Origin of the sequence: Tenebrionibacter intestinalis, from assembly GCF_016632365.1 — a bacterium.
GTDB classification, from domain to species: Bacteria; Pseudomonadota; Gammaproteobacteria; order Enterobacterales; family Enterobacteriaceae; genus Tenebrionibacter; species Tenebrionibacter intestinalis.
In genome coordinates this window covers 1-1,240 of the sequence record NZ_JAEPBH010000131.1, presented here as the reverse complement: position 1 = coordinate 1,240, position 1,240 = coordinate 1, and the positions used below count along the sequence as shown (strand labels likewise).

1 protein-coding gene is annotated in these 1,240 nt (G+C 53.9%); it reads left to right on the top strand.

Features of this window, described 5'->3' with window-relative positions:
- Positions 1 to 286: 286 nt before the first annotated feature.
- Positions 287 to 1,240: reverse transcriptase domain-containing protein (locus JJB97_RS18060; RefSeq protein ID WP_263458016.1), on the top strand; the 954-nt coding region annotated here is incomplete at its 3' end.

Genomic DNA, 1,240 nt, shown 5'->3' with positions numbered 1-1,240 from the left:
TTTTTTTTCACAGTCCGAATTGCTGCCTCCTGCCAACTTGCGGCAAGCAAGGATAAAGAGTGCGACGGGCAGCCTCCTCAGTATGTATGAGTCCAGACAGGTGAACCGGGGAAGGTCAGCGACGGATGTTAAGGAGGCATGGCTCCGATGACGCGCTGACTGGCGGAGCTTCCGTAGTAGTCCGCGATGGGGAAAGCCCATTACATGGCGAAGGGAAGCAGTTTAAATGTGTTTGCGAAGTGAATTAACTGACTCAGTGAGGTGAAGACCTTTGATAATCAGCGAAATGCAACGCAAGCTTGCCACCTGGGCAGCAACTGATCCGTCCCGACGGATTGAACGGCTGCTGCGTCTGATAACACGGCCAGAATGGCTGGCTGAAGCTGCGCGGATCACACTTTCATCAAAGGGGGCACATACTCCCGGCGTTGATGGTGTGAACAAAGCAAAGCTACAGGCCGGACTGTCTGCTGAGTTGCAAAAACTCAGCGAAGAACTTCTCTCGGGTCACTACCAGCCCCTGCCAGCCAGACGGGTTTATATCCCGAAAAGCAACGGCAAACGGCGACCACTGGGTATCCCCGCGTTGCGGGATCGTATTGTTCAGCGGGCAATGCTGATGGCAATGGAGCCGATATGGGAAAGTGATTTTCATACGCTCTCATATGGCTTCCGGCCTGAACGTAGCGTCCATCATGCGATCCGAACGGTAAAGCTGCAACTTACCGATTGCGGAGAAACCCGGGGCCGCTGGGTGATTGAAGGTGACCTGTCCAGCTACTTTGACACCGTGCATCATCGCCTGCTGATGAAAGCCGTTCGCCGCAGGATCAGTGACCCACGTTTTATGGCCCTGCTGTGGAAAACCATCAAAGCGGGGCATGTTGATGTCGGTCTCTTTCGGGCGGCCAGTGAAGGTGTACCACAGGGCGGAATGCTCTCGCCGTTGCTGTCGAATATCATGCTAAATGAGTTCGATCAGTATCTGCATAAACGCTATCTGAGCGGGAAAGCCAGAAAGGATCGCTGGTACTGGAATAACAGTATCCAGCGGGGCCGAAGTACCGCAGTCAGAGAAAACTGGCAATGGAAACCCGCTGTAGCGTACTGCCGGTATGCCGATGACTTCGTGCTTATCGTCAAGGGCACCAAAGCACAGGCAGAAGCCATCAGGGAGGAGTGTCGTAGTGTGCTTGAAGACAGCCTGAAACTCAGGCTGAACATGGACAAGACCAGGATA